The sequence below is a fragment of the Pusillimonas sp. genome (assembly GCF_029263785.1).
In the GTDB taxonomy this organism is placed as follows: Bacteria; Pseudomonadota; Gammaproteobacteria; order Burkholderiales; family Burkholderiaceae_B; genus Pusillimonas.
In genome coordinates, this window is record NZ_JAJUFE010000032.1 from 1 (window position 1) to 25,144 (window position 25,144).

The following is a 25,144-nucleotide window of genomic DNA, read 5'->3' on the forward strand; positions in this document are numbered from 1 at the left end:
AAATGGTTCTGCCGGGCGACAACGTGTCGATGGAAGTGAAGCTGATCGCTCCGATCGCCATGGAAGAAGGTCTGCGCTTTGCCATTCGCGAAGGCGGCCGTACCGTGGGCGCAGGCGTGGTGGCTAAAATCATCAAGTAAGCCTTGCACACTTGGGCGGGAAGAATTCTTCCCGCCAGATTCGTTCTTTAGGAAACACCATGAAAAACCAGAAAATCCGCATCCGTTTGAAAGCGTTCGACTACAAGCTGATCGATCAGTCGGCAGCCGAGATTGTCGATACCGCCAAGCGTACTGGTGCGGTGGTTCGCGGTCCTGTGCCGCTTCCCACTCGTATCCGTCGTTACGACGTGTTGAGCTCGCCCCACGTCAACAAGACGGCGCGTGATCAATTCGAAATGCGTACGCACCAGCGTCTTATGGACATCGTCGACCCTACCGACAAAACCGTCGACGCACTGATGCGTCTGGATTTGCCTGCCGGCGTCGATGTTGAAATCGCGCTGCAGTAGTCATTGGAAGTAATGACAACCGGCGCTTGCGCCTTACCGGCCCAGCATCGGTTTGCAAAGCCCTCCTTGCGGAGGGCTTTGTTGTATCTTGAGATGAGGCTTTGCCCGTGACATTTATTACTGACCCGCTGTTTTACCTGATAGCCGTTCCGGCGGTGTTGGTGGTGGGTATCGGTAAAGGCGGCTTTGCCGGCGGGCTGGGTATCGTGGCCGTGCCGTTGCTGGCCTTGGTGACCTCGCCCATACAGGCAGCGGGAATCATGCTCCCGATTCTATGCGTGATGGACGTCACCGGTGTCAAAGCCTGGCTGCGCCGCTGGGATCGCTCATTGATGGTCAGGCTACTGCCGCCGGCCATGGTTGGCATCATCATTGGCGCCCTCACCTTCCGGTACGTGAGCGAGTCGTTTCTCGAAATTCTGATCGGCACCATCGCATTGGTGTTCTCTTTGCGCTATTGGCTGGGCGGGAGGATCAAGCTCAATATCTCGCTTCCCGACGGCCCCGCCTGCTGGCTGTGGTCCGGGATGTCGGGTTACACCAGTTTTGTAGCTCACGCTGGTGGTCCGCCACTGATGGTCTATCTTCTGCCCAAGAAGCTGGATAAAAGCATTTTCGTTGGCACCGTCACCATTTATTTTGCCGGCGTCAATTATTTCAAGCTCATTCCTTATGGCATGTTGGGTCAGCTCAGTGCCGAAAATCTGGGAACGTCCTTGCTCCTTGCTCCTGCCGCCATCATCGGGGTAAAGCTCGGTGTGTGGATGCATGAGCGAGTCAACGCGGTGTTGTTCAATCGGTTGATGTACGTGTTTTTGTTTTGCGCCGGCCTGAAGCTATTGTGGGATGGCTGGTCACAGGTACTGGGCTAGTAGCGGTGGGTCAGGCCGTTTGCGTACCGGCGGCTTAAAAAATGGTGAGTCAGGACATGGCATGGACGTTTGCGTCTTGCGCTTGGCCCGCGTAGGCCTGCCGGCCATTTACATATACTGCCTGGGTGGCCCGGTCGTCAGCAAGTGTCATTTGAATAAATAACGCTTCGTGGATGTCGTTACAGTATTTCATCCGAAAATCGATAAGCGGCGTGGATTTAAGGTCGAGCACCACAAGGTCAGCCTCCATTCCTGCTTCGATAGAACCGATCTTGTCCTCGAGATGCAGGGCGTGAGCCGCACCTTTCGTCGCCAGATACAAGGCCTTGGCGGCTGAAAGCGAATAGCCGCCCAATTGACCTATTTTGTAGGCCTGGCCCATGGTTTGCAGCATCGACAGCGAGGTACCGGCCCCCACGTCAGTCGCCATGCCGGTACGTACCGGGCTCGCGGGTGCTACCGCTTGCTTGGCCCGCTGGAAATTGAAAAGGCCACTGCCCAAGAACCCGTTCGATGTCGGGCAATGAGCGATGGAGGAATCGGTTTCGGCCAGTCGCTGCCATTCGCGCTCGGATAAATGGATGGAATGCCCGAACACTGCCCTTGGCCCCGCCAGGCCGTAGTGTTCGTAGACGTCAAAGTAATCCTTGCGCTCAGGAAACAGCTGGGCGACCCAGTCGAGTTCGGCCAGGTTTTCGGACAAATGCGTCTGCATATATGCATCGGGGCGAAGCTTCCAAAGTGCGGATGCTGCCTCAAGCTGTTCAGGGGTGCTTGTTGGTGCGAAGCGGGGCGTGACCGCGTACAGCAGCCGGTTCTTGCCATGCCATTTATCCATCAGCACCCGTGAGTCGTCGTATCCGCCCTGCGCAGTATCACGCAGTTCGGCCGGGGCGTTCCGGTCCATGAGCACCTTGCCGGCAATCATCCGCATGTCGAGATCGTGGGCGGCTTCGAAGAAGGCATCCACCGATTCCGGGTGCACCGTACAGTAAACCATGGCAGTCGTGGTGCCGACCCGGAGGCACTCATTCAGAAAGAGCCTCGAAACAGCACTTGCATGGTCAGGATCTGCAAATTGCTGTTCACTTACGAAGGTGTACTCGTTCAGCCAGTCGATCAGCTGTGCCCCGTAGGCCCCGATCATCTGGGTCTGGGGGTAATGAACGTGGGTGTCGATGAAGCCGGGCAGAATCAGCGAATTCGGGTAGTGCCTGATAGCCTCGGAAGGTATCTGATCCCTAAGCGATGCATAACTGCCAACCGCCCGGATCTTGCCGCCCTCAAGAATGATCAGGCTGTCGGATTCATACCGTAGAGCGTCGTCGCCAAACACGAACGGGTCGGCATCGAAGTGTACGGTGGAGCCGCGCAGGGCGACGGTGGCAGTGCGATCGTGGGTGGGCAGCATATACAGGCTCCGAAGGGCGGGATATCCGCACATGGTTGCGAAACTCTACTGGCACAGCGCTGTAATGATACATATTTAAGCGCCGCCACGAGAAGGAATGCGTTGGACAGGAGCTACGATCATGCGCCGATGGGCCACTCAAATTTGCCTTGCGTGCGCAAAATATGCTAAAGTGCTACGCTTGACCGAAAAGGGTCAATTCAAGATTAGCAGGCGCTTTAATTATGGGCTTACCAACTACGGGCCAACCAGCAGTTGGGCCTATGTTCTTTATAAGCGAACCTTGCAAACCCTTGCGAGTGGTTGTTTGTCGTACTTGGCGACAATGCTCGCAGTTTAATTAGCCCCGACCAATCGTAGTCGGGAATGGAGAAAACGATGTCGAACCCGACACCTACGCCTGCCGCACACCGGCTGGGACTCGTGGGACGCAAGGTTGGCATGACCCGTATTTTTACCGAGGAAGGCGAGTCCATCCCGGTAACCGTACTGGACGTGTCGAACAACCGTGTTACCCAGGTCAAGTCGCCAGAAGTCGATGGTTATGCAGCAGTGCAAGTAGCATATGGTACGCGCCGTGCATCGCGCGTCACCAAGCCGCAGGCCGGTCACTTCGCCAAAGCAGGCGTTGAAGCTGGCAGCATCCTCAAAGAGTTCCGTCTCGATCCCGCTCAAGCCGCCGAACTTTCGGCTGGTGCCGTTCTGTCCGTCGAAAGCATTTTCGAAGCCGGCCAGAAAGTTGACGTAACCGGCACCACCATTGGTAAAGGTTTCGCAGGCACGATCAAGCGCCACCACTTTGCTGGTCAGCGCAATTCGCACGGTAACTCGATCTCGCACCGTGTCCCTGGCTCGATTGGTATGGCCCAGGATCCCGGTCGCGTGTTCCCCGGCAAGAAAATGGCCGGTCATCTGGGTAGCGTTACCCGTACCGTACAGAATCTCGACATCGTGCGTGTCGACGCCGAGCGCGGCCTGTTGCTGGTCAAGGGTGCCGTCCCTGGCCACAAAAATGCCGACATCATCGTGCGTCCCGCCGTCAAGTCGCCCAAGAAAGGAGCCTAAAAGATGGAACTCAAGCTCCTGAACGACCAGGGTCAATCCTCGTCCACCGTTGCCGCGCCCGACACCGTATTCGGTCGTGACTTCAACGAAGCGCTGGTGCACCAAGTTGTCGTGGCCTTCCAGGCTAACGCCCGCAGCGGCACCCGTGCCCAGAAAGACCGTGCTACCGTCAAGCACAGCACCAAAAAGCCCTGGCGCCAAAAAGGTACCGGCCGTGCACGTGCTGGTATGACTTCCTCGCCACTGTGGCGTGGAGGCGGTCGCGCGTTCCCGAACTCGCCCGACGAAAACTTCACGCACAAGGTCAACAAGAAGATGTACCGCGCAGGTATCCGCGCGATTCTGTCTCAGTTGGCTCGCGAAGACCGTATCGCCGTCGTGGACAGCTTCGAACTCGACTCGCCCAAGACCAAGCAGGCTGCAGCCAAGCTCAAGGGCATGGGTCTGGACTCGGTGCTGATCATCACCGACGCGCTGGACGAGAACGTCTATCTCGCTACGCGCAACCTGCCTCACGTTGCCGTGGTTGAACCGCGTTATGCCGATCCGCTTTCGCTGATCCACTACAAGAAAGTGCTGATCACCAAGCCGGCAATCGCTCAACTCGAGGAGATGTTGGGATGAAAGCCGAACGCTTAATGCAAGTTATCTTGGCGCCCGTGGTCACTGAAAAAGCCACGTTTGTCGCCGAAAAAAATCAGCAAATCGCTTTTCGTGTTGTGGCCGATGCCACCAAGCCTGAAATCAAGGCAGCCGTCGAACTCCTGTTCAAAGTAGAGGTCGAGTCGGTTCAGGTCTTGAACCGCAAGGGCAAGCAAAAGCGCTTTGGCCGTTTCATGGGTAGCCGCCGTAACGAGCGCAAGGCTTATGTCTCGCTTAAAGACGGTCAGGAACTCGACTTTACAGAGGTGAACTAAATGGCACTCGTAAAAGTCAAGCCGACCTCGGCTGGTCGCCGCGGAATGATCAAGGTGGTATCGCCTGATCTGCACAAGGGCGCACCATTCGCAGCTCTGCTCGAAAAGAAATCCCGCAGCTCGGGCCGCAACAACAATGGCCACATTACCGTGCGCCATCGTGGCGGTGGTCACAAGCAGCACTATCGCCTGGTCGATTTCCGTCGCAACAAGGATGGCATCCCTGCCAAGGTTGAGCGCCTCGAATACGACCCCAACCGCACTGCGCACATTGCACTGGTTTGCTATGCCGACGGTGAACGTCGCTACATCATCGCTCCGCGCGGTCTTGAGGTTGGCGCAACCCTGCTTTCGGGCAAGGATGCTCCTATCCGTACCGGCAATACGCTGCCCATCCGTAACATCCCCATCGGTGCAACCATTCACTGCATCGAAATGCTTCCCGGCAAGGGCGCGCAACTGGCCCGTTCGGCTGGTGCGTCTGCCGTCCTGCTGGCTCGCGAAGGCGTTTACGCCCAAGTGCGTCTGCGTTCCGGTGAAGTCCGTCGCGTACACATCGACTGCCGCGCCACCATTGGCGAAGTCGGCAACGAAGAAAACAGCTTGCGTCAAATCGGTAAGGCCGGTGCGATGCGCTGGCGCGGTGTCCGTCCGACGGTGCGTGGTGTTGCCATGAACCCGGTCGATCACCCGCATGGTGGCGGCGAAGGCCGTACTGGCGAGGGCCGTGAGCCGGTGAGCCCATGGGGCACTCCGACGAAGGGCTACAGAACTCGTCGTAACAAGCGCACGGACAACATGATTGTCTCGCGTCGCAAGCGCAAGTAAGGGGCGAACCATATGTCACGTTCGATTAAAAAAGGCCCATTCGTCGATGCGCATCTGATCAAAAAGGTCGATGCAGCCGTCGAAGGCAAAGATAAGCGGCCGATCAAGACCTGGTCGCGTCGTTCAACCATCCTGCCCGAGTTCATTGGGCTTACCATTGCTGTGCATAACGGCCGCCAGCATGTTCCCGTTTACATCAACGAGAACATGGTCGGTCACAAGCTCGGCGAGTTCGCGCTCACCCGTACGTTCAAGGGTCACGCAGCGGACAAAAAGGCCAGGAGGTAAGTGATGGAAACTACAGCCATTATTCGTGGCGTCCACATTTCGGCCCAGAAGACGCGTCTGGTCGCGGACATGATCCGCGGCAAACCCGTCGCACAAGCGCTGAACATCCTGACGTTCACACCTAAGAAAGCCGCGGGCATCGTCAAAAAGGCTCTTGAGTCCGCGATCGCCAACGCCGAGCACAACGACGGCGCCGACATCGACGAACTGAAGGTCACCACTATTTACGTGGACAAGGCCCAGTCGATGAAGCGCTTTTCCGCCCGTGCAAAAGGCCGCGGTAACCGTATCGAGAAGCAGACTTGCCACATTGTGGTCAAAGTCGGCGCGTAAGGAGTCACAATGGGACAGAAAGTACACCCGATTGGGTTCCGTCTCGCGGTAAACCGCAACTGGAGCTCGCGCTGGTACGCCGACGATAAAGCGTTCGGTGGCATGCTGGCCGAAGATATTCGCGTTCGCGAATACCTCAAGAAGAAGCTCAAAAGCGCTTCGGTTGGCCGCGTTGTTATCGAGCGTCCTGCCAAGAATGCTCGCATCACCGTTTACTCGGCTCGTCCGGGCGTCGTGATCGGCAAGCGTGGCGAGGATATCGAAAACCTCAAGGCCGATCTGCAGCGTCTGATGGGCGTGCCCGTGCACGTCAACATCGAAGAGATCCGCAAGCCTGAAACCGACGCCCAGCTGGTGGCCGATTCCATCGCTCAGCAGCTCGAAAAGCGCATCCAGTTCCGCCGTGCCATGAAGCGCGCCATGCAGAACGCCATGCGTTTGGGTGCTCAGGGCATCAAGATCATGAGCTCGGGCCGTCTGAACGGCATCGAAATCGCTCGTACCGAATGGTATCGCGAAGGTCGTGTGCCACTGCACACCCTGCGTGCCAATATCGATTACGGTACGTCCGAAGCCCAAACGACATACGGCATCATCGGCATCAAAGTGTGGGTCTACAAGGGCGACATGTTGCCCAACGGCGAAATGCCCCCCGAGGCAGCCGCTCCTCGTGACGAAGAGCGTCGCTCGCGTCGCCCCCGCGGTGATCGTCCCGAAGGACGTCGCCCGGCAGGTGGTCGTGGCCGCGGACCCCGCAAGCCTGACGCCGCAGCGGCGCCAGCCGAAGGAGAATAACCATGTTGCAACCCTCACGCAGAAAGTATCGCAAAGAGCACAAAGGCCGTAACACCGGCCTGGCGACTCGCGGTGCGCAAGTGTCGTTTGGTGAGTACGGCTTGAAGGCGACCGGTCGTGGCCGCCTTACCGCTCGCCAGATCGAAGCTGCGCGTCGTGCGATCAACCGTCACATCAAACGGGGCGGCCGTATCTGGATTCGAGTATTCCCCGATAAGCCCATTTCGCAGAAACCTGCCGAAGTTCGTATGGGTAACGGTAAAGGTAATCCCGAGTTCTGGGTCGCGGAAATTCAACCCGGCAAGGTCATTTACGAAATGGAAGGCGTTAGCGAAGAACTTGCGCGCGAAGCATTCCGTCTGGCCGCCGCCAAGCTGCCCATTTCCACGACCTTCGTGTCGCGGCATATTGGCGCTTAAGGAGATCACATGAAAGCCAGCGAACTCCGTACTAAAGATGCCGCCGAGCTCCAGACCGAGCTCGAGAGCCTGCTGAAGGCCCAATTCGGCCTGCGCATGCAGCATGCCACGCAGCAACTGTCCAACACCAGCCAACTGGGCAAGGTACGTCGCGACATCGCGCGTGTCCGCACCCTTTTGACTGAGAAGGCAGGAAAGTAAAATGACCGAAACTCAAACAACACAAACAGCCAAGCGCCAACGTACTCTGGTCGGCAAGGTTGTCAGCAACAAGATGGACAAGACCGTCGTCGTTCGCGTCGAGCGTCGTGTCAAGCATCCTGTGTATGGCAAGATCATCATTCGCTCCAATCGCTATAAAGCGCATGATGAAACCAACCAGTACAACGAAGGCGATACGGTCGAGATCGCAGAAGGTCGTCCCATCAGCCGCGACAAGTCGTGGACGGTGGTTCGCCTGATCGAAGCCGCCCGCGTCATCTGATTTTGTTTCTGCCCGTGGGCTCAAGCAGTCGCCCCGGCATTTAACAATAGTCAGAATGCAAGGAATCCCCAGAGCCTAGGGCTCGTGGGGATTTTTTGCGTTTGCGAGTGACGCCGGGTTTCACGCCGTGCCGGGCGCCGTATAGGCGGGACGGCGGCTGACTTTACGTGCCGGTCGGTTGGGGCGATGATAATGGGATTGAAAACGAGGGAAAACATGCAAGACAAGTCTTCCAATGCCGACATGCCGTTGGCCGGCGTAAAGGTGCTCGAACTGGGTTCCTTGATTGCCGGACCTTATGCCTGTGCGCTGCTGGCGCAATTTGGTGCTGATGTCATCAAGGTCGAGCCACCTGGTGTTGGCGATCCCTTGCGCAAATGGCGCAAATTGCACAAGGACACCTCCCTTTGGTGGTACACCCAAAGTCGTAACAAGAAGTCGGTAACGCTTGACTTGAAATCGAGTCAGGGACAAGAGATAGTTCGCAAGCTGGCAGCTGAGGCAGATATTGTTGTCGAAAACTTCCGCCCCGGTACCCTCGAGAAATGGGGTATAGGCTGGGAGCAGTTGTCGGCCATCAACCCGAACCTGATCATGGTACGCATTTCGGGTTACGGGCAGACCGGGCCCGCCAGCCAGCGCCCCGGCTTCGCCGCCATTGCCGAGTGCATGGGCGGGTTGCGCTATGTCACTGGCTACCCGGACCGCGCGCCGGTCAGAACTGGCGTGAGCCTGGGCGATACCCTGGCATCGCTATATGGCACGGTTGGCGCGCTTATGGCCATGTATCATCTGAAGGTAAATGGCGGCAAAGGCCAATATATCGATGTGGCCTTGTACGAAGCGGTATTCGCCGTAATGGAAAGCCTTATTCCCGAATACGCCTACAATGGATTCATACGAGAGCGCAGCGGCTCTGCCCTGCCGGGAATCACGCCTTCCAATACGTACTCCTGCAAGGATGGGCATTACGTGGCGGTGGCAGGAAATGGCGACGGCATTTTCCGCAGGCTCATGACGGCAATTGGCCGGCCTGATCTGGCCGAAGATCCAGCCCTGGCACACAACGACGGCCGGGCGAAGCAGGCCGAGATGCTGGATAAGGTCATTGGCGACTGGACGGCCAAGCATGATCTGACTACCGTCCTTGACACCCTTAACGCAGCGTCGGTACCGTGTGGGCGCATCTATACCGCCGAAGACATCATGAACGACGCGCATTACCATGCCCGCGAAATGCTGCAAAAAGAGGCTTTGCCGGACGGAACTGAAATCTGCCTGCCCGGCATTGTGCCAAAACTCAGCGCTACCCCGGGCCGGACGCGCTGGGTTGGGCCCAAACTTGGCGAACACACCCAAGAAATTCTTGAGTCCATTGGCATTACGCCCGATCAATATCAAAGACTTCGCGAAGCGGGGCTGGCATGACCATTTTTGAACCTGAAGCGACCCAGGGGAAGCGTCTGTATATTCAAGAAGTTTCAGTGCGCGACGGTTTCCAGATTGAACCGACGTTTGTACCGACCGATCAGAAAGTTGCGCTTATTGATGCGTTGAGCCGAACAGGTCTGGCCAAGATCGAGGTAACCTCCTTCACCTCGCCCAAGGCCATACCCAATCTGGCCGACGCGGAAGCGGTCATGAGCCGCATCCAGCGCGTGCCGGGGGTGGTATACGCTGCCTTGGTCCCCAACGTTCGCGGTTGTGAAAGAGCATTGTCTTGTGGTGCCGACGAGATCAATGTGTTCATGTCAGCCAGCGAAGGCCACAGTCGCGCAAACTTGCGCATGACGCGCGAGCAATCGCTGCGAGAATTCGAACGTATCGTACAGGAGGTAAACGGCCAGGCCGCCCTTAACGCCTCACTGTCCACGGCGTTCGGCTGTCCGTTCGACGGCCAGGTGCCCGCCGGGCAGGTCCTGCATATCGTCCAGCGTCTGGTCGACATGGGGTTTGAAGCCGTGACGCTCTGCGATACCACCGGTATGGCCAATCCCGCGCAGGTGTACCAATTATGTTCAAGCGTACTGAAGCGCTGGCCCGCTCTTACGGTAGCAGCTCACTTTCACAACACTCGTGGAATGGGTCTGGCCAATGTGCTCGCCGCTCTTTCTGCGGGTATCGACCGCTTTGACGCATCCTTGGGTGGCCTGGGGGGATGCCCGTTTGCGCCTGGTGCCAGCGGAAACGTATGCACCGAAGACCTGGTCCATATGGTGGATGCCATGGGGTACGACACCGGGGTGGATCTGGCAATGCTCCTTGAGCTTGCCCGTACATTGCCCGATATTGTCGGTCATGATGTTCCGGGACAGGTCATGAAGGCCGGGCCCTATACGCGACGCTGGCCTCTGCCTGATGGCGCCTGACTCGGGCAAAAGTTTTTGATTGCTGCCAGCCAACGTAAAATCTGTGAGGCACAGATGCGTTATGCTTCGTTTTGCGCCTGCTTTTTGGCAGCAGGCTTAAGGTTTGTTCACGGTTAGTAGTCGCCCGGCTGCCTTTGCGGCCCATGGAGTTGTGTCAGCGCGCAGCTGTAGTGGGTGGCTTTGTAGCGCCAGCTTCCGGGTTATTGTTTTTCATTTTTCAGAGATCAAACATGTCACACGTCGTAAATCCGCCCGAAATCATCTCCGTTCCCGTGCATGGCAGCTCCGATACCTTTCCGGTGCGTCGCGTTTATTGTGTCGGACGCAACTACGCTGCTCACGCGCGCGAAATGGGGTTTGACCCCGACCGCGAACCGCCATTCTTTTTCTGCAAGCCTGCCGATGCGGTTGTTCCGGTTGCCGAAGGCCAGACTCTCGAGCTGCCGTATCCCGCCGAAACCAGCAACTATCACTATGAAATCGAATTGGTGGCTGCCATTGGAAAAGGCGGGTCCAACATTGCTCTTGACGACGCCTTGAGCCATGTCTGGGGCTATGCCGTCGGCCTGGACATGACACGTCGCGATCTCCAGATGAAAATGCGCGAAATGGGACGTCCCTGGGAAATCGGCAAAGCGTTCGACGCCAGCGCTCCCATCGGCCCGATTTACCGCGCCGAGCAGGTCGGACACCTGGAAAAAGCGGCCATCAAGCTCGAAGTAAATGGTGAAACCAAGCAAAGCAGCAGCATCGACAATCTGATCTGGTCGGTTGCTGAAACCATCAGCTACCTGTCACGTTTTTTCCGCCTTGAACCCGGCGACCTGATTTACACTGGTACCCCCGAAGGCGTTGGCCCGGTTGTCGCAGGCGATCACATGGTCGGCTCGGTTGAAGGGCTGGCTCCGCTATCCGTCAAAGTGGTGTAAACATGGAACTTCATAGTTTCTTCAATAGCTCGACGTCCTACCGGGTGCGGATCGCGTTGGCGCTCAAGAAACTGGATTTCGATTTCGTTCCCGTCAACATTCGAGTGCTCGACCATAAAAAGCCCGAGTACGTGGCACGCAACCCCGGGGCAAGCGTGCCACTTCTGGATGACGACGGCTTCGAGCTTGGGCAGTCATTGGCAATTATCGATTACCTTGACGCCAAGTACCCCGAGCCGCGGCTTATTCCACAGGATCTCAAGCAGCGTGCCCGGGTTCTCGAGATTTCAAACCTCATCGCCTGCGACATGCACCCCCTTAACAACCTGAGAGTACTGCGCTATCTGGTTACTACGCTGGGGGTCAGCGACGAAGCGAAAAACGGGTGGTATCACCACTGGGTCGCAGAGGGGTTCCAGTCGCTCGAGAAAATGCTCGAACGGACCAATTCGGATAAGTTCTGTGTCGGCGGTCAGGTATCGCTGGCAGATTGTTGTCTCGTTCCGCAAGTGGCGAATGCTGCCCGGATGGGTTGCAATCTGGGTGCGTATCCGCGCGTGATGGCGGTTTACGAGCATTGCAATACTTTGGAAGCATTTCAGCAAGCGGCTCCGGCCAATCAGCCGGACTACCAGGCCTGAACAGTGCCAAGGCGAGAGCGGGACTCTCGCCTTTTTTATAGCGGTTACATACTGCCCGCGCCTGCACAAGGGGTTAAATAAAGTTTTGCGACTTTGACGAATGTCATTGCGCTATCGAGGCGCAAAGTGGATGATGAGCCCGGTTTGTTAGCTATATATGATTGTTTTTCGTTGCAACATATACTATATTATCGAAAAACAATATTATTTTATAAAATAACTCGCATCGCGGATTCATGTTGCATTGAGAATCAACACCCCGCTGTTGGGTTAGACGGGGCTGTTGCAAGACCCCCGACGTAATAATCGATAGAAACGAAGCTGCTCAGGAGGCCTCTTAATGAAACACATCAGTAAACTAGCCGCCACGTTTGCCTTGGCTGCGTCTGCCACATTGGCGTACGCCCAGGAAACTGTCGACATTGGTTTTATCGGCACGCTTTCTACCCCTGCCGGCTATATCGGCGAAGACCAGCGCGACGCTTTCCTGCTGGCCATCAAGGAAGAAGGCGGCAAGCTTGGTGGCGTTCCCGTCAACCTCATTGTCGAGGATGATGGCCTGAAGCCGGCGACCGGCAAGCAGTCTGCTGAAAAAATGCTGCAGGACGGCGTCCGCCTGTTTACCGGCATCAACTTTTCAAACGTCCTGGTAGCGGTCGTGCCTTCGGTTGTTAAAGAAGAAGACGGCTTCTTTGTCAGCCTGAACGCGGGCCCATCCAACTTTGCCGGCAAGGCATGCCACCCGAACTTCTTCTCGGTTGCCATGCAGAACGACAACTACAGCGAAACAGCCGCCATCGCAGCAAACCAGCTCGGCGTCAAGAAAATCGTGATCATGGCGCCTGCATATCAGGCAGGTCGCGACGCATTGGCGGGTTTCAAGCGCCGTTACGAAGGCGAAATTCTTGCCGAAATCTACACCAAGCTGGATCAGTCCGACTTTTCAGTTGAGCTGGCCCGTATTCGCTCGCTGCAACCTGACGCGGTGTTCGAGTTCCTGCCCGGCGGTGCCGGCATCAACTTCGCCAAGCAGTTTGCGAACTCCGGCTTGAACAAATCCATCAAAATGGTTACCCCCTTGTATTCGATGGACGATCGTATGTTGGCCGCCTCGGGTGATGCAGGCGAGGGCTATTACCTGACCACTCAGTGGACCAGCCAGCAAGACAACGAAGCCAGCAAAAATTTTGTAGCTGCATTCGAAAAAGAATACAATCGCCGTCCGACGGTGTATGCGGCCACTTCGTATGACACGGCTCGTCTCATTGGTTCGGCGCTCAAGGCCGTAAACGGCGATTTCAAGAGCAATCCGGATGCCTTCCGCGAAGCTCTTCGCAAAGCTGATTTCGAAAGTGTCCGTGGCAACTTTGCCTTCAACACCAACCACTATCCAATCCAGGATTGGCAACTGGTTCGTGTCGAGCGCAACAGTGATGGCAAGCTCGATTACAAGGCTGTTCGCACCATCGCCGAGAACTATGCCGACCCTTATGTCGCTGAATGTGAGATGAAATAGGTCGGTCTGCCTGAAAACCGTGCCCCGGCCTTCGGGTGGGGGCGCGCTAAAACATACGGGTTGCTCCCATGTATTTGTTCCTGGAACAGGCCATGAACGGCCTGCAATACAGCGCCTTGCTCTTCCTGCTGTCGGCAGGGCTGACGCTGATCTTCGGCATCATGAATGTCGTGAACCTGGCGCACGGTGCCTTCTACATGGTGGGCGCCTTCTGCGCGGCCTCGGCCGTGGCCATCACGGGTTCATTCACGGTGGCGATTCTTGCCTCGATCGTCGGAGCCGGCATTTACGGGTTCATCGTCGAGCGCCTGATTATCAGCCGGCTCTATCACCGTGACCACCTCGATCAGGTACTTGCCACGTTGGGTGTAATTTTCTTCACCAACGCGCTCGTGACTCTTGTCTTCGGTCGCAGCCCACCATTTGTCGCCATTCCTCCCTTGCTTCAGGGCGCTGTTACATTGGCACCAGGCTTCAGTTATCCGCTGATGCGTTTGGCGTTTATCGGTGCCGGCGTGCTTGTCGCCCTTGGGCTGTGGTTCCTGATCTCACGCACTCGCGTCGGCATGCTGGTTCGCGCGGGTGCCGACGATGCTGAAATCGTTGATGCCCTGGGTATCAACATTCGTCGACTGTTCATGTTGGTCTTTACGCTGGGTGCCTTGCTGTGCGGCTTTGCCGGTGTCATGGCAGCGCCGTTGCTGGCAGTCGAGATCGGCATGGGCGAAAAGGTCCTGATCACGACGTTCGTGGTGATTGTTGTCGGGGGCGTTGGATCTGTGCGTGGTGCACTGCTTGGATCGATTCTGGTCGGAATGACCGACTCCTTCGGCCGTGCCTATATCCCGATCTGGATGTCACAAGTGCTTCCGCCTGAATACAGTGCCTCGGTAAGTTCGAGCCTGGTATCGGCAAGTATTTACATCCTGATGGCTATCGTCCTGCTGGTGAAGCCGCGGGGTTTGATCCCGGCGCAAAGGTAATCCCATGAACCGCAAAAAAATCGTCATTTTTTTGATATTCGCTGTGCTGTTGCTGTTGCCGTTCATAGCGGCCGGCCTTAATAACAGCTTCCTCATCAACATGGGCACCCAGTTCGTGATCTACGCACTGGCGGCCATCAGCCTGGACCTCATCCTGGGTTACGGCGCCATGGTCAGTTTCGGCCATGCCGCCTTCTTCGGCCTGGGTGGTTACGTCGTGGGTATCGTCGCGTACCACATGGGCATGGGCGAAACCATCTTCGGCTGGGCAGGCTCTGAGTCTGCACTGGTCTTGTGGCCGCTTGCCATGTTGTCTGCCGCCATCACCGGACTCGTCATGGGCTTCCTGTCCCTTCGTACCAGCGGGGTCCAGTTCATCATGATCACCCTGGCCTTTGCCCAGATGCTTTACTTCGTGCTGGTAGGCCTGGTGACGTATGGCGGGGATGACGGCATGTCGGTGACATCACGCAACCTGGTTCCGGGCCTGAACATGGACGACCCATCCATTTTCTATTACGTGTGTCTGGCCTTGATGATGCTTTGGGTGTTGCTGTGCCGGCGCATCGTCAACTCGCCGTTCGGCATGGTGCTGCGAGGTTTTCAGCAGAACGAGCGCCGTAACGTCAATCTGGGATATGCCCCGATGCGCTACAAACTGACGGCGTTTGTCATTTCGGCCGCGGGCGCGGGTCTGGCCGGTGCCTTGTGGGCCAACTATGCGCTGTATGTCAGCCCTGACATGGCTTCGTGGCTCAAGTCAGGCACCCTGATGGCCATGATCGTGTTGGGCGGGATGGGAACCATTTACGGCTCCATACTGGGTGCGGCCGTGTACCTGGGATTGGAGCAGGCTTTAACTGCCTGGACCGAAAACTGGATGCTGTTCCTGGGCCCGGTGCTGATTCTGGTGGTTTTGTTCAGTAAGCGCGGCCTGTTTGGCTGGTTGGCAGGGAGAAACAGCCATGACTGAAGTGATTCAAGACGTTCGCCCTCACAACGCCACGGCAACCGCGCCCAAGCTCGAGATCCGCGGCCTGCGCAAGACGTTTGGGGCACTTGTGGCCACGAATGACGTCAATCTGCAGGTTCGCCCCGGCGAAATTCACGCGTTGATTGGCCCCAACGGAGCCGGAAAAACTACGCTTATTTCCCAGATCAGCGGCGAGCTGATGCCGGATGCCGGGCAAATCTTGCTTGATGGCGCCGATATCACCCGAATACCTGCGCACAAGCGTGCATCGGTCGGGCTGGCGCGTTCATTCCAGATCAGCCAGCTTTACAACGATTTCACCGCAGAAGACAACGTGGCAATGGCGGTCCAGGCCCAGTCGAACAAGCGCTTCAACATGCTGAGCGATGCCCGAAAGCAGGCCGATCTGCGTGAGCCGGCGCGTCGCGCATTGCAACAGGTGGGCCTGGCCGACCGTGGGCATCTGCGCGTGTCGGAACTTGCGCACGGCGAGAAGCGTCAGTTAGAGCTGGCAATCGCGCTGTCGTTGAACGCCTCGGTACTTTTGCTGGACGAACCCATGGCCGGGCTTGGCGCCGAAGAATCCCAGCGCATGAAGGACATCCTGCTTGGCCTGAAGGGGCAGTATGCCATCTTGCTGGTCGAGCACGACATGGATATTGTCTTCGCGCTGGCCGATCGCATCACTGTGCTTGTGTATGGCAAGCCCATCTTTACTGGTACGCCCGACGAAGTGCGCGTCAATAACGATGTGCGCGATGCTTATCTGGGAAGGGAAGAATAGATATGCTGCAAGCAGAAAACCTGCAATCGGGCTACGGCGCAGCGCAAGTGCTGTTTGGCGTAGATTTTTCCATCGAATCACATCAGGTGGTGTCCTTGCTGGGTCGAAACGGCATGGGCAAGACCACCACGGTACGCACATTGATGGGCATGCTGCCCATTATGGGTGGCAAGGTGACGTTCGACGGTCAGGTCATCAGCGGGTTGCGCCCGCACCGTATTTCCAAGCTCGGTTTCGGGCTGGTGCCCGAAGGGCGACGCGTGTTCCCGTCCTTGTCCGTGTACGAGAATCTGGTTGCCACTTCGCGCAACGACTACAACGGAAGCTGGACACTCGACGCTGTATACGAGCTCTTTCCCCGCCTGAAAGAGCGCAGCAACCAGTCGGCACGTACGTTGTCGGGTGGAGAACAACAGATGCTGGCGATTGGTCGAGCGCTTCTGACCAATCCGCGCTTGCTGATCCTTGATGAGGCAACCGAGGGTCTGGCGCCAGTGATTCGTCAAGAGATCTGGGCGTGTCTTAACAGGCTCAAGGCTGAGGGCCAGACCATCTTGTTGATCGACAAGAACCTAAAGGAAATGCATCACCTGGTCGATCGTCACCACATCATTGAAAAAGGTCGCATCGTCTGGAATGGCAGCTCGCAAGAACTGCAAGAGCGGCCTGAACTGGTGACGCAGTATCTGGGGGTTTAGTCAATTATCCTCGGGCGGCACGGCACGGCACGATGGTGCCGCGCCGCGATCTAAAGCGCAAAAAGGCTGCTTTACGGAAGCAGCCTTTCTATTTTCGGTTCAGATCAAATGGTGGAGCTTTCGCTTTGTGCCAGGGACCTTGCTATGAGGTCGGTAGTGCGGTTGTAGTGTTCTGTTAACAGGGCGACAGCCAGGTCTGCATTGCGCTTAACGGTGGCGTCTACGATTTCGTGGTGTTCTTTGGATACGTCCCGGCTGCTTTCTCGGCGTACAGACGTCTTCAGCATGGGACGCCGGTAGCGTTCGGTCTGGATATACAAGGTAGACGACAGCTCGAGCAACCATCGGGAATCGCAGGCTGCTATCAGAGCACGATGCAAGGCCAGGTGCCGCTTTTCTACTTCTTCATACGAGGTCCTGGCAGATGACTCATTGCGCCTCGTAGCCAGATCCAGGGCGTGTAGTGCCGCGACAATGTTGGTTTCCCAATCGTCAGTTGCCCGGTCAATCGAGCGACGCAGTGCTTCGCAATCGATGAGCGTGCGTACGCTCATCGAATCTTGCATTTCTTTCAGAGATAGCGGAGTAACGCGGAAGCCCTTTAATGCAATCGATTCCACCAGACGTTCGCTCTGGAGGCGATTGAGGGCCTCGCGCAAAGGTGTGAAGCTGAGCTGATAGCGACTCTTCAGGAACTCCAGGCGTAGCGCCAACCCGGGCGCCAATTCGCCGGATAGGATGTCACGCTTGAGGCCTAAGTACGCCTGTTCTGCTAGCGTCGGGGGCTTATCCATCGCAGAGGGTTCCCGCAAGGGCGCGTTCATGATCTATTCGTGGATTCACTCGGGCTTGTGGACAATTCTGATTCTTCTTCGAAATCCAGGTTCGGGCCTCGGAGACTGTCAGAGAACTGCACCGGTTGCTGAGGCTGACGATTGACCCGCAGATCGAAGATGTCGAAGCGGTTGTAGTGTCCGGTGATGTCGTGCATCTGTCGCGGCTGAATGCAACGTGAAAGATCGACATCGGCATAGACGATGCCTTCGTCATCGATCAGGGGTTCGCCCACCAGTCTGCCGTCCGGTCCGATTACGCCCGAGAACGCGCTGTTCTTGCGGCGTAGCATGCTCTCGGCTTCGGGATGGGATTCGGCGAAAGCCGCAATGATCTCATCTGAAATGGTCGAGCAGGAAACAACCGTGAACACCTTGCCTTCGAAGCAGTGTGCCATGGCACGCACCTTGATGGCCTCGGCCATATCGTAGTCGGGGGGCGCAACAGGCAGCGAAATATAGCTGGCCACGTGAAGCAGTTCGCCCTGCGCGAGCAGGCTGAAGCGGGCCAGTGTATTGGTATTTTCGCCGCAAGCCAGACCGCCGAGGCGGCCGATGGCGGTGTCGTACACGCGTAGCGAGCTGCCGTCGCCGTTGGCCCAGGTGAGCTTTTCTGCCCAGGTGGGGACGAGCTTGCGATGCCGGCCCAGCAGCTTCCCGTCTGGTCCGATGAAGACCAGAGTGTTGTACAGGGTGCTGATGCCGGTGGGGCTGCGCTCGTTGACGCCCACCACCACATGCACACCGTGGCGGCCGGCGGCCTGGGCGATACGCTGGATCTCGGGACCCGGGATTTCAATTGCGCTACGGCAGAGTTTGTCGAACCATGGGCTGCCGTCGACCGGATTCATGATCCAGTTCCAGTAGGGATAGCCTGCGACGAACACTTCCGGGAAGGCGATCAGCTGGGCGCCTTGCCCGGCCGCTTCTTCGATAAGTGCGCAGACCTTTTCCACTGTGGCATTGGTATCCAGGAACACGGGCGCGGCCTGGACCGCGGCGACTTTGACGACGGGCAGCTTTAGCATAGTTTCCTCTTAAAACTGGATGCCGATCTAGACGGCAACGACCGGGTTACGCATGGTGCCGATTCCTTCGACGTACGATTCAATAACGTCGCCGGGCCAGACCCATTCTTGAGGCGTGCGGCCTGCGCCGACACCGGAAGGCGTACCGGTGGCGATGATGTCGCCCGGCTCAAGCGTGATGCCTGCGCTGATGTCGGCGACCAGATGAGCCACGTTGAACAGCATGTAACGAGTGTTGGACTGCTGTTTGATCTCGCCGTTTACCTTGAGCCACAGATCCAGATTCTGGGGGTCGGGGATTTCGTCGGCGGTAACAATGCAGGGGCCAAATGGAGCGTAGGTGTCCATACCTTTGGAGTAGACCCACTGGCCGGCACGACGATTGTCGCGTGCGCTCATGTCGAGCATCAGGCTGTAGCCAAACACGTAAGAAAGCGCGTCTTTCTCTTCGATACGGGTGGCGCGAGTGCCGATGATGGCGGCAAGCTCAACCTCCCAGTCGAGTTGTTGCGTGATCTTTGCGTTGTGCTCGATTGCGTCACCAGGACCCACAACTGTGGTTGGCGGCTTGGTGAAAACGACAGGCTGCTTTGGCAGATCGGGCGAGGTATCCAGCGAGCGGCTCGACTCTTCGACGTGCTCGACGTAATTAAGGCCGATGCCGAAGATGTTCTTGCGCGGGCGGGGAATGGGTGCAAGCAGCTTTACGTTCTGAAGGGGCTGCGCAACGCCGACGGGCCAGCTTTCTTTATGCTCATTGAGCAATTCGGTTGTGGTGGCGACCGCCGAGGGACCAAGATCGATGAAGTCGAGCATGTCGTTCGGCAGGTCGATTCCTGCAACCATGCCCAGATATTCGACATCTACAACCATGTTGTCGACGAGTGCGCCGAGACGGGCGCTTTCCAGGACATTGCGGCGATATGTGACGAGACGCATGAAGATTTCCTTGTGGTGCGGGGCGTATTCGCCCAATACAAAAGTAGGGTGTGAATTGAACAGACGCTCGCCCCAGGGCGTGCGCCCACGTACTTAAACAGCCTGATGGCCGTCGTTTTCTTTCAGGGCTTCTTCGCGATAAAGACCCAGTGCTTTCATGACCGGCAGGTCGTTGAAGCTGAACAGGCAGGCGTCCTCGGACTGGCTGGAGTTGCCGTGCTCGTGGAATGCCCAGGACGGTACGCAGAAAATGTCGCGTTCTTGCCAGTCGAAGCGTTCCCCGTTGATGATCGAGAACCCTTTGCCCTTGGCGACCTGATAAATGAAGCTGCCGGTATGGCGGTGTGCCTTGGTGTGTTCGCCAGGGCGCAGCATCTGCATGCTGGCGCCAATGGTCTGCATGACGGGGCCGCCTGTCTTGGGATTGATGTAATTCATCAGGACGCCATCGAACGGAGAACCGTCGGTGACTCGCGCATACTTGCACAGGGCTTCGTATGTTGGGGCCCATTCATATTTGAGCAGCGGAGAGTAGCCATGCTGCCATTTGTCGTCGCCGGGCATCAGGCCGGTGCCTGACCAGGTGGCCGTGCTGTCATCGACAGGGTAGGTGACGGCCTGGTTCAGATCGGGGTGAACGGCGTAGAAGTTGGCTTCGAGGGCATTGACCAGCGGAATGTCCAGGCCATCTTGCCAGATACAGGGTTCGCCGTCTTCACTTACGCCATGCTCGTGCCATGTGCCGTTAGGCGTAAGAACGAAATCGTTGGCGCCGAGTGTCATTTTGTGGCCGTCGACGATGGTGAATGCACCCTTGCCTTCCATAATGAAACGCAGGGCGCTGGCGGAATGTGCATGGGCCGAGGCAAGCTCGCCCGGGTTCATTGCCTGCAGGCCTGAATACAACCAGCCTACCGCCGCCGCCACATCCTGGCGGCCGGGATTATTCAGATAAACGACCCGGCGGCCGGCTTTTTCGGGCGATACCAGATCGATGGAGCGCAGGACGTGATCGCGCAGGTCGCGGTAACGCCATAAGACAGGAACCGAAGACGACTGCGGGAACCAGGGCTCGATCTTGTTCGCCACGGTCCAGAGCGCGCCGGTCTTCAGGGTTTCGAGCTCTTCGTAGTAGGCGAGCAGTTCAGGGGTGTCTTCGACGTTGGCGCGTCCGACCACGTCTTCCCGGTAATTGGTGCGAGGGACAATTTTCATAGCAGCCTGTCTCTTCGAGGTGAATGATTTTATAAAATCGCGGTGTTTTTCGATAATATTAGATAATAATCACCATAATTACAAGCATGGAGCCGTCGCCGCCTCAGAGATCCACAGGGTGGCTCGTTTACTTCAGGTTTTGCGTTTGGCTGGTCAGGCCTTCCACGAAGGTTTTGAGCACCGCTTTTTTATTGTCCTTTCGCATGACAGCGTGGACACTGGCTTCCAGCCCGGGCTCATCCAGGCTTCTGAAGGTGAGGTCATGGGGTTTGAAGCTTTTGGTCGACGTCGGCACCAGAGCGATGCCTACCCCTGCAGCGACAAGGCTCAGTTGCGCAGGCACCTCGCTGACTGTCTGCTCTACGCTGGGCGAGAATCCGTGTGCCGCACATGCCAGGAATATGCGCTCCGCAAAGGTCGAGGTTTCTCGCCGTAACATCACGAATCGCTCGTTTTTCAGTTCGTTCAGCCGCAACTGCGAACGTGAAGTCAGGGGGTGGCCGGGTGGCAGCGCAACCAGCAGGGGGTCATTCCACAATTTGCGGCTGCAGAGCAGGTCGTCTTCGATGAATTGCCTGGAAATGCTCAGGTCGATACGATGTTCTCGCAGAGCCTCCAGCTGATCATTGGGCGCCATTTCGTTCAAGATGACCCGGATGTCAGGATGAGACCGGGCCAGTTTGGCAATCAGACCCGGAAGCGGGCCCAGAAAATGCGACCCTGACAAGCCAATTTCCAGGCGGCCGGCAAGGCCTGCGTCGATCTGCCGCACCCGGTGGGTCGCCTCCTTCAGGCGATTCTGGATGATGCGGACATCGCGCAAAAATGCAGCGCCGGCTTCGGTAAGTTCGACCTTGCGGCTGGTACGATGGAAAAGTTTCACGCCCAGTTCGTTTTCCAGCTGAGCAATCTGGGCGCTAAGCGGCGGCTGCGAAATATGCAGACGCTCGGCCGCCCGAGTGAAATTCAATTCCTCGGCCAATGTCGTAAAGTAGCGGAGCTGGCGTAGTTCCATAGCCGAAATATAGCGTACGAGACGATTTTTATATTGGACCTGCCTTGCAAAATAGCCGAAGATAATCCGGTTACTGTCCAAAGTTCCTTTCCAGGTAAAGATTATGAGCACAACAGCACGTTCGTTCCGAATCGGTCAGATCGTTCCCAGTTCCAACACAACGATGGAAACCGAAATTCCCCTGATGCTGCGCAGCCGCGAAAGCAAGTTTGAAGAGCGTTTTACGTTTCATTCGAGCCGTATGCGCATGAAGAAAGTGACGGCCGAAGAGCTCAAGGCTATGGACGCCGACTCGGATCGCTGCGCGCTCGAGCTGTCCGACGCTCGCGTAGATGTGCTGGGCTATGCATGTCTGGTCGCGATCATGAGCATGGGACTCGGATATCACCGGGAGTCTGAGAAGCGTCTGCACCAGGTAACTGTCGACAATAATGGCGCTGCTCCGGTCGTGTCCAGCGCGGGCGCGCTGGTCGAAGGGCTGCACGCCATGGGTGCCAAGAAAGTGTCAATCCTGACCCCGTACATGAAGCCCCTGACCAAGCTGGTCGTAGACTATATCGAGAACGAGGGAATCGAAGTGCACGACGCGTTGTCGCTCGAGATTCCTGACAACCTCGAGGTGGGTCGCCAAGATCCGCTGGCTCCGGCCGAGCACGTCAAGCGTCTGAATACCAGCGGGGTAGATGCCGTGGTATTGTCGGCTTGTGTGCAAATGCCCTCGTTCCAGTCTGTACAACAGGTCGAGAATCAGCTTGGCATGCCGGTAACAACTGCCGCTATCGGCACAGTTCACCAGATGCTCAAGCGTCTGGGCCTGCAAACAGAAGTACCGAATGCAGGAAGCCTGCTTTCTGGTCGCTATTAACGCGCAGCACAACGGGCCCCTCTGGGCCCGTTTTTACATTCTGTAAAATATCGGAGCTTACAGCGCTCGTCTGCAAACCGTAGGCGATTGGCCGGGGCGGCATCCAGCTCTATTGTTGTGGAAAGTACACGGCAGCGGCCGCTCTTAACGAATCTTAAAAGTCATTTCCTACAATAAAAAGATTCATATTGTTATAATCATGCATAGTTTGCCAAGGTGTTCAAGTAGCTTGTTGGCCACACCGGCAAGGGTTCATCTGCCAGGCAAACCGCATTAAGACGCAAGGTTATGCTCCAAGAATACGGTGCCAGAAGCCCGTAGCTCCGCCTTGCCAGATACTCACATATCTAAACAAAGTATCCCGTTGCATAGCTGATAACCAGCTACAGGTGGCGGGGCTTTGCACGTCTTCGCGTTTCACATAGTCAGTCTTCATCGCCGTGCGTATTGTTGTGCGTGGGGAGGTGTGCGCGTTGCCGTTCCTGGATGTTGCGATCCTCGCTTTACCTTGAGGAGAACCTTTGGTTTGCTGATACGAAACGTGCTTAGCAGTGTGCTGGTTATCGGAGTGCTGATTCTGCCGAGGGTCGCGCACGCGCAGCCGATCACAATCAACGAGGCAGTAGAGGCCGCTGTCTTGAACAGCCCGCAGATTCGGGCGCAATTCAATGATTTTGTGTCTTCGCTGGAAGGCCAGAACGTGCAGCGCGGCGCCCTGCTGCCCCAGCTGAGTGTTGAAGGCTGGACCGGACGCCAATGGAGCGGCGGTAACGCTGCAGTGTCGAGTTCAAATTGGACGCGTAACGGTTACGGGCTGCAGTTGAGGCAGTTGCTGTTTGATGGCCTCGCGACACTTAATCTTACCCGCCAGATGGGGCTCGAGAAACTCGCCGGGTATTACGAATTGCTTGCTGCAGTCGACTCAGTCGCCCTCGAGGCGGCCGAAGCCTACATCGATGTCATCCGGTACCGCGAGATGGAGCGTCTTGCGCGTGAAAACTACGATGTGCACGTCGAAACGCTGGACCAAATCAAGCAGCGGCTCGATTCGGGCGTAGGCAGGGGCGTCGATTATGAGCAGGCCAGTGGTCGCTTGGCGTTGGCTCAGGCCAATCTGATGACCGAAACGAACAACCTCAACGACGTTTCACAGCGATATCGCCGCTTGATTGGAAGCCCCCCGCCGCAAACCATGCTCGAGCCTGTCAGCTTAGGCATGGCCCTGCCCAAAGATCCCAAGAATTTCGAGAGCTCGCTACGCAGCAATCCTGGCGTTCTGGCGAAACAAGCCCTGTTTCAGGCGTCGGAACATGGTGTCGAGGCCGCGAAGGGAAACGATCTGCCCCGGCTTGAACTTCGTGCATCAACGGGGCGTGACACCAACCTGCCCGGGGATGCCTATCGCAATATCCAGAATTCAAGCGTGCAGGTGGTGATGTCATATAACCTGTATCGCGGCGGAGCCGACAGCGCCCGAATTCGTCAAACGAAGGCCCAGTCTTATGCTGCTCGCGACGTTCGCGACCATACATGCCGAAATTTGCAGCAGGACTTGTCTGTGATCTGGAACCGCGTCCAGGTCCTGCGTCAACAAATGCCCTTCTTGGTGGCACACCAGACAGCCACCGAAAAAGTACGGCTGGCATACCAGCAGCAGTTCGACATTGGCGAGCGTTCGCTTCTGGATGTGCTCAATACAGAAAACGAGCTCTTCGATGCCAAGCGCAGTCTGAACAATGCCACTCACGACCTTCGTATTGCCGAATACCGCTGGCTGGCGAAGTCTCATCAGATACTTCCCGCCCTGGGATTGAGACAGCCCTATGAACAGCAGCCGGATGAGGCCAAGAAGCTGGTTTTTCCGGATGAATTGCTGCAGATATGCCTGACTCCGGCCCCGGACACCCAAAATTTGCAACCCGTGCAACTGCAGTATCGCGACGGGATGTTACCCCCAGTGATTACTTCGGTAGACGCCGCCTCGGCGGAACAGTAATGTTGCTGTTGCTTAAAACACGGTAAGGCGAAAAACCTTGGAGAAAAAACGTCCTCTGCAAAAAATCGAGTTATCCGAGCTGGATGCCGACTTCATCCGGGTCCTCGAAGATCTTATTGATGCCCTTTTTGCTAACGGCACGCTGCGGGTCACCGATCTGCCGCCCGAAGCCCTGGCTAAATTGAATCGCCGAAAGGACGCGCGGGCACGCTTGCGCGATTCTCTCGATCTCATCGACGATTCGGATGTGATATGACCCAAAGCAACGCCAAGCATGCCCAAACCGGGGCGACACATACCGCGACCGACCGGCTCACCAATACGATTCCTCCACATCTGACGCATGACGATCCCCTGCTGTCGTGCCTGGTGGCGTTGACGCGTCTGCATGGCCGTCCTCATACGGGTCAATCGTTGATTGCCGGCCTGCCTATTGA

The 25,144-nt window shown here is 56.9% G+C and carries 31 protein-coding genes and 1 pseudogene; 26 read left to right on the forward strand and 6 right to left on the reverse strand.

Annotation, left to right across the window (positions count from 1 at the left end; translation table 11 throughout):
• The 3 genes and pseudogenes from Q1J88_RS08855 to Q1J88_RS08865 form a co-directional block, all read left to right on the forward strand.
• A pseudogene (locus Q1J88_RS08855) lies at positions 1-140 on the forward strand (elongation factor Tu); the annotation flags it as partial.
• A gap of 59 nt (positions 141-199) precedes the next feature.
• Complete coding sequence (gene rpsJ, locus Q1J88_RS08860) at positions 200-511, forward strand: 30S ribosomal protein S10 (protein ID WP_301117272.1); 312 nt, start codon at positions 200-202, stop codon at positions 509-511.
• Between the two features lie 107 nt (positions 512-618).
• On the forward strand, positions 619-1,383 hold the full coding sequence (locus tag Q1J88_RS08865) for a sulfite exporter TauE/SafE family protein (RefSeq protein WP_301117273.1): 765 nt from the start codon (positions 619-621) through the stop codon (positions 1,381-1,383).
• Between the two features lie 49 nt (positions 1,384-1,432).
• Here Q1J88_RS08865 and guaD read toward each other — a convergent pair whose 3' ends face one another.
• Entirely contained in the window at positions 1,433-2,794 is a 1,362-nt protein-coding gene (gene guaD / locus Q1J88_RS08870; protein WP_301117274.1) for a guanine deaminase, read from the reverse strand.
• Positions 2,795-3,172: 378 nt separating this feature from the next.
• Between guaD and rplC the strand changes: the two genes are divergently transcribed.
• From rplC to Q1J88_RS08965, 19 genes are all read left to right on the forward strand, one after another.
• Entirely contained in the window at positions 3,173-3,859 is a 687-nt protein-coding gene (rplC, locus tag Q1J88_RS08875; protein ID WP_301117275.1) for a 50S ribosomal protein L3, read from the forward strand.
• Between the two features lie 3 nt (positions 3,860-3,862).
• Positions 3,863-4,483, forward strand: a complete 621-nt coding sequence (gene rplD / locus Q1J88_RS08880) for a 50S ribosomal protein L4 (RefSeq protein WP_301117276.1) — start codon at positions 3,863-3,865, stop codon at positions 4,481-4,483.
• The gene (rplW, locus tag Q1J88_RS08885; protein WP_301117277.1) at positions 4,480-4,776 is read left to right on the forward strand and encodes a 50S ribosomal protein L23; all 297 of its coding nucleotides are present in this window, start codon (positions 4,480-4,482) and stop codon (positions 4,774-4,776) included. Before rplD ends, rplW begins: the two co-directional genes overlap by 4 nt.
• Complete coding sequence (gene rplB, locus Q1J88_RS08890; RefSeq protein ID WP_301117278.1) at positions 4,777-5,604, forward strand: 50S ribosomal protein L2; 828 nt, start codon at positions 4,777-4,779, stop codon at positions 5,602-5,604.
• Positions 5,605-5,616: 12 nt separating this feature from the next.
• Entirely contained in the window at positions 5,617-5,892 is a 276-nt protein-coding gene (rpsS, locus tag Q1J88_RS08895) for a 30S ribosomal protein S19 (RefSeq protein WP_301117279.1), read from the forward strand.
• Positions 5,893-5,895: 3 nt separating this feature from the next.
• Entirely contained in the window at positions 5,896-6,225 is a 330-nt protein-coding gene (rplV, locus tag Q1J88_RS08900) for a 50S ribosomal protein L22 (RefSeq protein WP_301117280.1), read from the forward strand.
• Positions 6,226-6,234: 9 nt separating this feature from the next.
• Positions 6,235-7,020, forward strand: coding sequence for a 30S ribosomal protein S3 (gene rpsC / locus Q1J88_RS08905; protein WP_301117281.1), 786 nt, complete (start codon positions 6,235-6,237; stop codon positions 7,018-7,020).
• A 2-nt stretch (positions 7,021-7,022) separates the two neighbouring features.
• Positions 7,023-7,439: a 50S ribosomal protein L16 gene (rplP, locus tag Q1J88_RS08910; protein WP_301117282.1), complete on the forward strand. Its 417-nt coding sequence runs from the start codon at positions 7,023-7,025 to the stop codon at positions 7,437-7,439.
• A 9-nt stretch (positions 7,440-7,448) separates the two neighbouring features.
• Positions 7,449-7,640, forward strand: coding sequence for a 50S ribosomal protein L29 (gene rpmC, locus Q1J88_RS08915; RefSeq protein WP_301117283.1), 192 nt, complete (start codon positions 7,449-7,451; stop codon positions 7,638-7,640).
• A gap of 1 nt (position 7,641) precedes the next feature.
• On the forward strand, positions 7,642-7,923 hold the full coding sequence (rpsQ, locus tag Q1J88_RS08920; protein ID WP_301117284.1) for a 30S ribosomal protein S17: 282 nt from the start codon (positions 7,642-7,644) through the stop codon (positions 7,921-7,923).
• Between the two features lie 216 nt (positions 7,924-8,139).
• Entirely contained in the window at positions 8,140-9,351 is a 1,212-nt protein-coding gene (locus tag Q1J88_RS08925) for a CoA transferase (RefSeq protein WP_301117285.1), read from the forward strand.
• On the forward strand, positions 9,348-10,292 hold the full coding sequence (locus Q1J88_RS08930; protein ID WP_301117286.1) for a hydroxymethylglutaryl-CoA lyase: 945 nt from the start codon (positions 9,348-9,350) through the stop codon (positions 10,290-10,292). Before Q1J88_RS08925 ends, Q1J88_RS08930 begins: the two co-directional genes overlap by 4 nt.
• A 230-nt stretch (positions 10,293-10,522) precedes the next feature.
• The gene (locus tag Q1J88_RS08935; protein ID WP_301117287.1) at positions 10,523-11,221 is read left to right on the forward strand and encodes a fumarylacetoacetate hydrolase family protein; all 699 of its coding nucleotides are present in this window, start codon (positions 10,523-10,525) and stop codon (positions 11,219-11,221) included.
• Between the two features lie 2 nt (positions 11,222-11,223).
• Positions 11,224-11,862, forward strand: coding sequence for a maleylacetoacetate isomerase (gene maiA, locus Q1J88_RS08940; RefSeq protein WP_301117288.1), 639 nt, complete (start codon positions 11,224-11,226; stop codon positions 11,860-11,862).
• A gap of 340 nt (positions 11,863-12,202) precedes the next feature.
• The gene (locus Q1J88_RS08945) at positions 12,203-13,378 is read left to right on the forward strand and encodes an ABC transporter substrate-binding protein (RefSeq protein WP_301117289.1); all 1,176 of its coding nucleotides are present in this window, start codon (positions 12,203-12,205) and stop codon (positions 13,376-13,378) included.
• Positions 13,379-13,446: 68 nt separating this feature from the next.
• On the forward strand, positions 13,447-14,361 hold the full coding sequence (locus Q1J88_RS08950) for a branched-chain amino acid ABC transporter permease (RefSeq protein ID WP_301117290.1): 915 nt from the start codon (positions 13,447-13,449) through the stop codon (positions 14,359-14,361).
• Between the two features lie 4 nt (positions 14,362-14,365).
• The gene (locus tag Q1J88_RS08955) at positions 14,366-15,334 is read left to right on the forward strand and encodes a branched-chain amino acid ABC transporter permease (RefSeq protein ID WP_301117291.1); all 969 of its coding nucleotides are present in this window, start codon (positions 14,366-14,368) and stop codon (positions 15,332-15,334) included.
• Complete coding sequence (locus Q1J88_RS08960; protein WP_301117292.1) at positions 15,327-16,118, forward strand: ABC transporter ATP-binding protein; 792 nt, start codon at positions 15,327-15,329, stop codon at positions 16,116-16,118. The genes Q1J88_RS08955 and Q1J88_RS08960 overlap by 8 nt, the downstream gene beginning before the upstream one ends.
• A 2-nt stretch (positions 16,119-16,120) precedes the next feature.
• Complete coding sequence (locus Q1J88_RS08965; RefSeq protein WP_301117293.1) at positions 16,121-16,816, forward strand: ABC transporter ATP-binding protein; 696 nt, start codon at positions 16,121-16,123, stop codon at positions 16,814-16,816.
• A gap of 104 nt (positions 16,817-16,920) precedes the next feature.
• On the opposite strand, the gene Q1J88_RS08970 is transcribed toward Q1J88_RS08965, so the two are convergent.
• The 5 genes from Q1J88_RS08970 to Q1J88_RS08990 all read right to left on the reverse strand — a co-directional run bounded on the left by Q1J88_RS08970 (position 16,921) and on the right by Q1J88_RS08990 (position 21,846).
• Positions 16,921-17,640, reverse strand: a complete 720-nt coding sequence (locus Q1J88_RS08970; RefSeq protein ID WP_301117294.1) for an FCD domain-containing protein — start codon at positions 17,638-17,640, stop codon at positions 16,921-16,923.
• Complete coding sequence (locus Q1J88_RS08975; RefSeq protein WP_301117295.1) at positions 17,637-18,677, reverse strand: carbon-nitrogen hydrolase family protein; 1,041 nt, start codon at positions 18,675-18,677, stop codon at positions 17,637-17,639. Before Q1J88_RS08975 ends, Q1J88_RS08970 begins: the two co-directional genes overlap by 4 nt.
• 27 nt (positions 18,678-18,704) lie before the next feature.
• Positions 18,705-19,616 (reverse strand): fumarylacetoacetate hydrolase family protein, encoded by a 912-nt coding sequence (locus tag Q1J88_RS08980; protein ID WP_301117296.1) that lies wholly within the window; start codon positions 19,614-19,616, stop codon positions 18,705-18,707.
• A gap of 93 nt (positions 19,617-19,709) precedes the next feature.
• Positions 19,710-20,831: a cupin domain-containing protein gene (locus tag Q1J88_RS08985; protein WP_301117297.1), complete on the reverse strand. Its 1,122-nt coding sequence runs from the start codon at positions 20,829-20,831 to the stop codon at positions 19,710-19,712.
• A 127-nt stretch (positions 20,832-20,958) separates the two neighbouring features.
• The gene (locus Q1J88_RS08990; RefSeq protein WP_301117298.1) at positions 20,959-21,846 is read right to left on the reverse strand and encodes a LysR substrate-binding domain-containing protein; all 888 of its coding nucleotides are present in this window, start codon (positions 21,844-21,846) and stop codon (positions 20,959-20,961) included.
• A 103-nt stretch (positions 21,847-21,949) separates the two neighbouring features.
• On the opposite strand from Q1J88_RS08990, the gene Q1J88_RS08995 reads away from it, so the two are divergent.
• From Q1J88_RS08995 to Q1J88_RS09010, 4 genes are all read left to right on the forward strand, one after another.
• Positions 21,950-22,711, forward strand: coding sequence for an Asp/Glu racemase (locus Q1J88_RS08995; protein WP_301117299.1), 762 nt, complete (start codon positions 21,950-21,952; stop codon positions 22,709-22,711).
• 526 nt (positions 22,712-23,237) lie between these two features.
• Entirely contained in the window at positions 23,238-24,707 is a 1,470-nt protein-coding gene (locus Q1J88_RS09000; protein WP_301117301.1) for a TolC family outer membrane protein, read from the forward strand.
• A 37-nt stretch (positions 24,708-24,744) separates the two neighbouring features.
• Positions 24,745-24,963, forward strand: a complete 219-nt coding sequence (locus tag Q1J88_RS09005) for a hypothetical protein (protein WP_301117303.1) — start codon at positions 24,745-24,747, stop codon at positions 24,961-24,963.
• A partial coding sequence (locus Q1J88_RS09010; protein ID WP_301117305.1) for a hypothetical protein occupies positions 24,960-25,144 on the forward strand: 185 nt, incomplete at its 3' end. The genes Q1J88_RS09005 and Q1J88_RS09010, both read left to right, overlap by 4 nt.